Raw genomic sequence first — 8900 nt, 5'->3', positions numbered from 1 at the left:
CCCCCCCCCCCCCCCCCCCCCCCCCCCCCCCCCCCCCCCCCCCCCCCCCCCCCCCTTTTTTTTTTCAAGCAGAAGACGGCATACGACATTACTACGCGTCTCGTGGGCTCGGAGATGTGTATAAGAGACAGCTTCCGGGGTCAGGCGGTGAACGGGGCGTCGTCGCCGTCGCGCGGGACGACCTCGTAGACGTCGAAGGGCTGCGCCACGCACAGCGGGAGGTCGCAGACCTCGCGGGCCTCGCGCTCGGGCACGGCCGGGTCGGTCCAGCACGGGATATGCGTGAGCACGACGCGGCGCACGCCGGCGCGCATCGCGGCCTCGCCGGCGCGGCGCCCGGTCAGGTGCACGCCCGTGAAGCGGTCGTCCCGTTCCTCGATGTACCCGGCCTCGCACAGGAACAGGTCGGCCCCGGCGGCGAGCTCCTCGAGGGAGGCGCACGCATCGGAGTCGCCGGAGTAGGCGAGCACCTCGCCGTCGGCCTCGATGCGGAAGCCGTAGCTCTCGACGGGATGGACCACGGCGCGCGCGGTGATCGACAGCGGGCCGATCTCCAGCCGAGCGCCGTCGGTGATCGTGCGGTAGCCGAAGGGCACATCCGTGACGCCGTCGGGGACGTCGTCGGAACGATCCATGACCGCGCGGATGCGGGCGGGCAGCGCGGCCGGGCCGTACAGCGGCAGCTGCGGGAGGTCGGTGCGCTCGTTGTACGCCCAGAACACCTCGAGGCCCGTCAGGTCGAGGTAGTGGTCGGGGTGCAGATGGGAGATGACCACGGCGTCGAGCTGAGCGGGGTCGATGGCCTTCTGGAGCGGGCCGAAGGCGCCGCTGCCGAGGTCGAACAGGACGCGCCAGGTGCGGCCGGAGGCGTCATCGTGCTCGACGAGATAGGAGGAGGCCGCGGACTCGGTCCCCGCGAAGCTCCCGTTGCAGCCGATGACGCGCAGCCTCACAGCCCATCGCCTCCCGCAGGTCCGGTCTCCATCGCGGCGATCGCCTCGGGCGTGAGGACCGGCAGCGTGGTGGTCATGGACACCGCGGGGCCCAGGAAGCGCCGCGACAGCCGGGCGAACGTGGAGGGGGCGCCGTCCAGCGACGCGGTCTCGGAGAACACGTGGTGGGGCGGCGTCGGGTCGGTGCGCAGCTCGTCGCGCGAGCGCAGCTGCCGGTAGACCTCGAGCGCGGTCTCCTCGGAGGATGCGACGAGGGTGACGTCGGGTCCCATCACGTAGGAGATGGGGCCGGCCAGCAGCGGGTAGTGGGTGCAGCCGAGCACGAGCGTGTCGACGCCCGCGGCCTTGACGGGCGCGAGGTACTCCTCGGCGACGGCGATGACCTCGTCGCCGGTGACCTCGCCGCGCTCGACGAACTCGACGAAGCGGGGGCATGCCGCCGTCGTGATCGACAGGTCGGGGGCGGCCGCGAACGCGTCCTCGTAGGCGCGCGAGCCGACGGTCGCGGCGGTCGCGATGACGCCGATGCGGCGGTTGCGGGTGGCGGTCACGGCACGCCGGGCAGCCGGCTGGATGACCTCGATGACGGGCACGTCGTAGCGCTCCCTCGCGTCGCGCAGGACCGCGGCGGAGGCGGTGTTGCAGGCGATCACGAGCATCTTGACCCCGCGGGCCACGAGGGCGTCCATGATCTCGAGCGCGAGGGCGCGGACCTCCGCGATGGGGCGGGGTCCGTAGGGCGTGTGCGCCGTGTCGCCGATGTAGACCAGCTGCTCCTGGGGCAGCTGGTCGAGGATCGCGCGCGCGACCGTGAGGCCTCCGACGCCGGAGTCGAAGATGCCGATGGGAGCGTTGTTCATCCGGACCAGGCTAAGGAGTGGCGGCGCGGATTCCCCAGAGGCAGGGGGTCGATGCAAGGGGGATCACACGCCCCTCAGCGCGCGACGACGCGCACGAGCGACTCCTGCAGCCAGGTCAGCAGGTCGTAGACGGCGAGCACCAGATCGGGACCCGCCGCGGTCGGCCCGTCGTCCCCCCCGGACGCATCCGCCCCCTCGGGGGTCCCGCCGGCCGCGCGCTCGAGGTCGTCGCCGTCGATACCGGCGTCCTCGGCGATCTGCTGGAGCATCCGCAGGGTGTCGAGGTCCTCGTCCTCGCGCAGGGACAGGCGGTCCGCGAGCACCAGGCGCATGTCGTTGAGGCCGGTCAGCCAGGCCGTCGCCGCCTCCTCGTCCAGCACGATCTCCGCGGCGGTCGGCCCCACCCGGTCGATCGAGCGCTGCACGACGCCGAGCGCGCTCAGCTTCCCGGAGGCGAGATCCCCCTGGCCCAGGCGCCGGAACTCCTCGGCGAGCGCCGGGTCCTCCTCGGAGGCGGCCGGGAACAGGCGACGGACGGCGCTGTCGCGTGGCTCGCGCGGGGAGTCGACGGCGAACTCGGCCTCGAGCCGGGCGAGCGGATCGTCCGAGCCGGCGGCCTCGCGGACCGCCTCCGGCTCCTCCCCCATGCCGAGATCGGCCCGGATCAGGTCGGAGACCTCCTGGGCGACCTGGGCGATGATCGCCTTCTCCTGCGGGTCGAGGCGGCACATCACCATGTCGTCGGCGCGCCGCACGAACTCGTACGCCATCAGGAATCCTCCTCGATCCGCTCGATCGTGGCCCGCAGCCCCCAGGCGTGGAGGCGCTGGACGTCGGACTCCATCTCCTCGCGGCTGCCGCGGGAGACGGTGGCGCGCCCCTCCTCGTGGACCTGCAGCATGAGGCGATGGGCCGTCGGGTGCGAGTAGCCGAACAGGGTGCGCAGCACGTGGACGACATAGCTCATGAGGTTCACCGGGTCGTTCCAGACCACGGCCGACCACGGGCCGTCCTGCACGGGGCCCTCGAGCAGCGCGGTGCCGGTGTCGAGCCGGCGGCCCTCGCCCGTCGTCGAGACCCGGACGCCCCCGCGCGCGGGCCGCTGGGTGAAGCCCTGCATGGCGCGCACCTCCTCGAAGTCCTCGTCCCCGTCGTCCCCGGCCGCCGTCCGGCGGTCATCGTCCCCGCCGGCGGCGGGTTCCCCCGAGTCTACGAACCCGGTCCGACGAACGAGGCTCAGCGACGCCCCACGAACCAGCCGCGGACGGTGTCGATGCGCGCCTGGATCTGCTCGGCGCTCGCCTGCGGCACCGCGGGGCCGCCGCAGCGGCTGCGCAGCGCCGAGTGCACCTGCCCGTGCGGGGTGCCCGACTTCTTCGACCACGCCGCCACGAGCGAGGACAGCTCCTTGCGCTTGTCCATGAGCATGCGGTGGTCTACGACGGGGGCCGGACGCTCGCCGGCACCCGCGCGCCGCGCCTGCTGATCGGCCTGGCGGGACTTCAGCAGCGTGGTCATCTGGTCCGCGTCGAGCAGGCCGGGGATGCCCAGGAACTCCTGCTCGTCCTCGCTGCCGACCACGCCGCCCGCGCCGTACTCCCCGCCGTCGAACAGGACGCGGTCGAACGACGCCTCGGAGCCGAGCGCCTCGAAGGACAGCTCCATCTGGTCGCTGGCCTTCTCCTCGCGGTTGGCCTGCTCCAGCAGCGACTCGTCGAGTCCGGTGACCTCGTCGCCGGTGTCCGGGCGCACGTCGAGCACGTGGTCGCGCTCGGCCTCCATCGCGGCGGCGTGGGCCATGAGGATCGGGACCGAGGGCAGGAACACACTCGCGGTCTCGCCGCGGGTGCGCGAGCGGACGAAGCGCCCGACGGCCTGGGCGAAGAACATCGGCGTGGCGGTGGAGGTCGCGTAGACGCCGACGGACAGTCGGGGCACGTCCACGCCCTCGGACACCATGCGGACGGCCACCATCCAGCGGTCGGTCGAGGCGGAGAACTCCTCGATGCGCCGGCCCGCCCCGGCGTCGTCGGACAGCACGACCGTGGTCCTCTGCCGGCAGATGCTCTCGAGCGTGCGGGCGTAGGCCCGAGCGGTCGTCTGGTCGGTGGCGATGACGAGGCCGCCGGCGTCGGGCACGTGGCGCCGCACCTCGGTGAGGCGGCGGTCGGCGGCGGCGAGCACCGCCTGCATCCACTCGCCCTGCGGGTCGAGCGCGGTGCGCCAGGCCGACTGGGTGATGTCCTTGGTCTCCCCCGCGCCGAGCTGCGCGGAGACCTCGTCGCCGGTCTTGGTGCGCCAGTGCATGCGGCCCGAGTAGGTCATGAACAGCACGGGGCGCACGACGTGGTCGCGCAGGGCCTCGCGGTAGTCGTAGGTGTAGTCCGCCTTCGAGCGCAGGAAGCCCTCGCCGTCCTCCTCGTAGGTGACGAAGGGGATCTGCGAGGAGTCCGAGCGGAAGGGCGTGCCGGTCAGGGCCAGGCGCCGGGTCGCCACGTCGAAGGCGTCGCGCACGCCGTCGCCCCAGGTGAGCGAGTCGCCCGCGTGGTGGATCTCGTCGAGGATCACGAGGGTGCGGTCGGCCTCGGTGCGCGCCCGGTGCAATCCCGGATTCGCGCCCACCTGCGCATACGTCAGCGCCACACCCTGGTAATGGGCGCCGTGGCTGCCCTGGGCGTTGGAGAAGTTCGGGTCCAGCGCGATGCCCACGCGCGAGGCGGAGTCGGCCCACTGCGCCTTCAGGTGCTCGGTGGGGGCGACGACCGTCACGCGGCGCACCGTGCCGCTCGCGAGCAGGCGCGCGGCGACCTGGAGGGCGAAGGTCGTCTTGCCGGCGCCCGGGGTCGCGACCGCGAGGAAGTCGCGGGGCTGGCGCTCGCGGTACAGCTCGAGGGCCTCGGCCTGCCAGGCTCGCAGCTTGGGGGCGGTGCCCCACGCGGCGCGCTCGGGGTAGGCGGGAGGGAGCGACTGCGCGGCGGCCTCCGAGGGCCGCTGCGGGTCGTGGGCGGGGTGCGGGGGCAGTGGATTCATGAGCGCCGACAACCCTAGCGCCGTGCCCCGACGAACCGGCATCGGGGCACGGCCTCACGAATGTGAGAACAGCGTCAGCGGCGCCCCCAGCGCGTGAACAGCGTCAGCGGCGCCCGCCGAAGAAGCCGCGGAAGCCGCCGCGGCCGCCGCCGTCGGAGCCGTCGCCCTTCCCGCCGGAGCCCTCGCCGTCCTGGGGGTCGCGCAGGCCCTCGTAGATCTCCTTGCACTCGGGGCACACCGGGTACTTGCTCGGATCGCGCCCCGGCACCCAGACCTTGCCGCACAGCGCGATGACGGGCGTGCCCTCGAGCGTCGCCTTGGTGATGCGGTCCTTGCGCACGTAGTGGGCGAAGCGGTCATGATCCCCGGGATCGGCGACCTCCTCGCGCTCCTTCGTCTCGCGGTCGAGCACCGCGGTCGAGCCGGGCGCGGCGCCGGGCTGATCGGAGTAGGGGTCCATGCGGCCGGGATCGGACGTCGAGGACGCACGCGGGCTGCGCGGCAGTGCGGCGGTCATGGGGTTCCTTCCGCGGAGGAGACGGTCGGCCCCGAGCCTAGCGGGCCGATGCTCCTCGTCGAGTCATGCGAGAGGTCCGGAATCCCGCCGCCATAGCGGGGGGGGAGTGCACGACACCTCGCGCAGGTGTCGTGCGTCCACTCCGCTTCGGCCGTCCGAGAGCGGAGGGAGTGCATGACTGGCGCCGGCATGCCGGTCCCGGGGCGGACGGCCATCGATCAGGGCATATCGATGAGGGCATATCGATGAGGGCATATCGATCAGGGCATATCGATCAGGGCACCCCGCCATACTGGACCGATGGACGCGCATCACCCCGGAACCGTTCCCGCGGCCGCGGCCCCAGGCGATATGGATGACTCGGACGACACCGTCGTCCTGCGGCGCCTCGCCGATTCCCTCGTCGCGGGCGCCCGCGACGGCGCCCCGGAGGGTGCGAGCGCGGCCGTCGCCGCGATCCGCCGTCCGGGCCGGCCCGATGCGATCGCCGCCGCGGGCACGACGTTCCTCCCCGATCTCCGGGACCTGCCGGGCATCGCCGTCGCCGGCGACCGCGCGCCGCTCCCGGTGGACGCCGGCACACTCTTCGACCTCGCCTCGGTGACCAAGGTCGTCACGACGCTCACCGCGCTCACGCGGGCGGGCGACAGCCTGCTCGACCTCGACGCCCCCGTGCGCGAGGTCCTCGGCGATCCCGTCCCCCACCCGGCGATCACACCCCGGCACCTGCTCACCCACACCGCCGGGCTCCCCTCGACGCTGCCGCTGCACCGAGTCCCCGGCGGTCCTGCCGCCCGTCGCGATGCCGTCCGCCGGGCCCAGCTCGTCACCGCGCCCGGGACGGCCCACGCGTACTCGTGCACCGGCTTCATCCTGCTCGGCCTGCTCCTCGAGCACCTCGGCGGCGCCCCGCTCCCGGAGCTCGCGCGCACCCGCGTGTTCGACCCGGCCCGGATGCACCGGACCGCCTGGCACCTCTCCCCCGCCGATCGCGAGCGCGCCGCGGCCACCGAGGTGCAGACCGACCCTCCGCGCGGCCTGGTCCAGGGCGAGGTCCACGACGAGGCCGCCTGGGGCCTGATGCGTCGGGACGACGGCGCCGCCCCGGACCCGACGGCGGGCTCGGGCAACGCGGGCCTCTTCGCGCCCGTCGCGGACGTCCTCGCCCTCGGCACGCTCCTGTCGGGCACCTCGCCGACCGGCACCGTCCGCGCGGACGGTGCCCCCGGCCCCGCGATCCCGGCCGCCCTGCGACGCGAGCTCGCGACCGATCAGCTCATGCCCCTCGGCATCACCACCGGCGAGCCGTGGCGCCAGGGGCTGGGGACCCGCATCGGCCAGGACCTCCCCACCACCGCGGCCGACGCTCCCGTGATCGGGCATTCCGGGTTCACCGGCACCACGGTCCTCGTGGATCTGCGCGACGGGACCGTCGCCGTCCTGCTCACCAATCGCGTCCACCCGCATCGCGACCGCTTCTCCGTGATGGCCGCGCGCCGCGCCCTCGCCGCCCGGGCGTTCCCGGCATGAGCGGACGGCTCCGCACCGTCGCCTCCCGGGTGCCCGAGGTCGCCGTGAGGACCGCCCTGCTGCTCCTCGCCGCGGTGCTGAACATCGGCTTCTACCTGCCCGAGGTCCCCGCCGCACCGGGCGGCGTCGACGTCCCCGGGACGGACAAGGCATTCCACGCCGGGGTGTTCGCGCTGACCGTCTGGGGGCTCGGCCGCGTCCTCGCACCGCCTGCCGCGCTCAGCCCCTCCGGGCGCCCGCGGCGCTTCCCGATCGGCTGGGTGGTGCTCGGGTGCCTGGTGCACGCGGTCGTGATCGAGCTGGTGCAGGGGGCCCTGCTCGCGGGCCGCAGCGTCTCGGTCGCCGACGTGGCGGCCGACGCTGTCGGCATCGCCGTCGGCGTGGGGCTCTGGGCGCTCGAGAGACGTCTGCGGGGACCGGGCTCGCGCCCGTCCCCGCAGCGGAGCATCAGTCGCGCGGCATGACGATCTCGTCGGCGTAGACGGCTCGCATCGCGCCGGTGATCGTGTCGACCGTCCCGGCCTCCTCGCGCGCGACCTGCTCCACCGCTGAGGCGACGGCCGTCGTCACCTTCTCGTTGAACACCGAGGGCACGATGTAGGTGGGGTTGAGCTCCTCATCGGTGACGACGGCGGCGAGGGCCTCAGCCGCCGCGAGCAGCATCCGGTCGTCGACGTTGCTGGCATGGGCGTCCAGCAGGCCGCGGAACACGCCGGGGAAGGCGAGCACGTTGTTGATCTGGTTGGCGAAGTCGCTGCGGCCGGTCGCGACCACGGCGGCGTGCTCGGCGGCCTCGGCCGGGTCGATCTCCGGCGTCGGGTTCGCCATCGCGAAGACGATCGGATCCTGCGCCATCGTCGCGACGTCCTCGCCGCGCAGAATGTTGCCCGCGGAGACGCCGATGAACACGTCGGCGCCCGCGACCGCATCGCGCAGCGTGCCGGTGATCTCCCGCGGATTCGTGACCTCGGCGATCCACGGCAGGCGGCCGTCGAGCTCCCGGCGCCCCTCGTGGACGATCCCGTGGATGTCGGTGACGACGATGTCGCGGGCCCCGGCGGCGCGCAGCAGGCGCAGGATCGCCGTGCCCGCGGCGCCCGCGCCCGACAGCACGATCCGCACGCTCGCGATGTCCTTGCCGACCACGCGCAGGGCGTTGCGCAGCGCGGCGACGACGACGATCGCGGTGCCGTGCTGGTCGTCGTGGAAGACGGGGATGTCGAGCTCGCGCCGCAGGCGGTCCTCGATCTCGAAGCATCGCGGCGCGGAGATGTCCTCGAGGTTGATGCCCGCGAAGACGGGGGCGATAGCCTTGACGTGGGCGACGATGTCGTCGACCGAGTGGGCGTCGAGGCAGATCGGGAAGGCGTCGATGCCGGCGAAGCGCTTGAACAGCGCGGCCTTGCCCTCCATGACCGGCATCGCGGCCAGGGGCCCGAGATCGCCCAGGCCCAGGATCGCGGAGCCGTCGGAGACGACCGCGACGGTGTTGCGCTTGATGGTCAGGCGCCGGGCGTCGTCGGGGTTCTCGGCGATCGCCTTCACGACACGCGCGACACCCGGGGTGTAGACCATCGAGAGGTCGTCGCGGTGGCGGATCGGCATCTTCGACTCGACGGTGAGCTTGCCGCCCAGGTGCGCGAGGAAGGTGCGGTCGGAGACCTTGCCCAGGTCCACGCCCTCGATGCCGCGGAGGGCCTCGACGATCTCCATCGCGTGCTCGTTGCCGCCGGTGAGGATCGTGACGTCGGCACGCATCCGCTCGGGCCCCGAGGCGGACACGTCGAGCGCCGTGACCTCGCCCCCGCGCTGCTCGATCGTCGTGGTGATCGAGCTGACCGCTGCGGAGCGGGCCTCGAACTCGAGGCGGACGGTGATGGAGTGGCTGACCGAAGGCGCAGGAGACATGGCCCACATGCTAGCCGGGACCGGGGTCCCGATCCCGTCGGCCGCGGCATGGGGAGTCGTGCCCATGGCGTGCGAGCAGGGCCGCCTCTACCGTGATCCCAG

9 protein-coding genes are annotated in these 8900 nt (G+C 73.3%); 2 read left to right on the top strand and 7 right to left on the bottom strand.

Annotation, left to right across the window (positions count from 1 at the left end):
* Positions 1-140: 140 nt before the first annotated feature.
* The 6 genes from FM110_RS06060 to FM110_RS06035 form a co-directional block, all read right to left on the bottom strand.
* Positions 141-953, bottom strand: a complete 813-nt coding sequence (locus FM110_RS06060; RefSeq protein ID WP_087103615.1) for an MBL fold metallo-hydrolase — start codon at positions 951-953, stop codon at positions 141-143.
* Complete coding sequence (gene murI, locus FM110_RS06055; protein WP_087103613.1) at positions 950-1813, bottom strand: glutamate racemase; 864 nt, start codon at positions 1811-1813, stop codon at positions 950-952. The genes FM110_RS06060 and murI overlap by 4 nt, the downstream gene beginning before the upstream one ends.
* Before the next feature lie 74 nt (positions 1814-1887).
* Positions 1888-2583, bottom strand: a complete 696-nt coding sequence (locus tag FM110_RS06050; RefSeq protein ID WP_087103610.1) for a DUF2017 family protein — start codon at positions 2581-2583, stop codon at positions 1888-1890.
* Positions 2583-2933: an ATP-dependent Clp protease adapter ClpS gene (clpS, locus tag FM110_RS06045; RefSeq protein ID WP_087103609.1), complete on the bottom strand. Its 351-nt coding sequence runs from the start codon at positions 2931-2933 to the stop codon at positions 2583-2585. The genes FM110_RS06050 and clpS overlap by 1 nt, the downstream gene beginning before the upstream one ends.
* Positions 2934-3049: 116 nt before the next feature.
* Positions 3050-4843 carry a DEAD/DEAH box helicase gene (locus FM110_RS06040; RefSeq protein WP_087103621.1) on the bottom strand — a complete coding sequence of 598 codons (1794 nt, stop codon included), beginning with the start codon at positions 4841-4843 and terminating at the stop codon, positions 3050-3052.
* Between the two features lie 103 nt (positions 4844-4946).
* Positions 4947-5360 (bottom strand): DUF3039 domain-containing protein, encoded by a 414-nt coding sequence (locus FM110_RS06035; protein ID WP_087103607.1) that lies wholly within the window; start codon positions 5358-5360, stop codon positions 4947-4949.
* A 351-nt stretch (positions 5361-5711) separates the two neighbouring features.
* On the opposite strand from FM110_RS06035, the gene FM110_RS06030 reads away from it, so the two are divergent.
* Both FM110_RS06030 and FM110_RS06025 read left to right on the top strand, forming a co-directional pair.
* Positions 5712-6890: a serine hydrolase domain-containing protein gene (locus FM110_RS06030; RefSeq protein ID WP_087103605.1), complete on the top strand. Its 1179-nt coding sequence runs from the start codon at positions 5712-5714 to the stop codon at positions 6888-6890.
* On the top strand, positions 6887-7354 hold the full coding sequence (locus FM110_RS06025) for a VanZ family protein (protein WP_143276286.1): 468 nt from the start codon (positions 6887-6889) through the stop codon (positions 7352-7354). Before FM110_RS06030 ends, FM110_RS06025 begins: the two co-directional genes overlap by 4 nt.
* Here the strand turns inward: FM110_RS06025 and FM110_RS06020 are convergent.
* The gene (locus FM110_RS06020) at positions 7338-8798 is read right to left on the bottom strand and encodes an NAD-dependent malic enzyme (RefSeq protein WP_087103601.1); all 1461 of its coding nucleotides are present in this window, start codon (positions 8796-8798) and stop codon (positions 7338-7340) included. The two genes, FM110_RS06025 and FM110_RS06020, sit on opposite strands and share 17 nt — an antisense overlap.
* Between the last annotated feature and the right edge of the window lie 102 nt (positions 8799-8900).

The organism is Brachybacterium nesterenkovii, from assembly GCF_900163655.1.
Lineage (GTDB): Bacteria > Actinomycetota > Actinomycetes > Actinomycetales > Dermabacteraceae > Brachybacterium > Brachybacterium nesterenkovii.
Note: the sequence above shows the minus strand (reverse complement) of the source record. Positions and strands in the feature narration are given on the sequence as shown.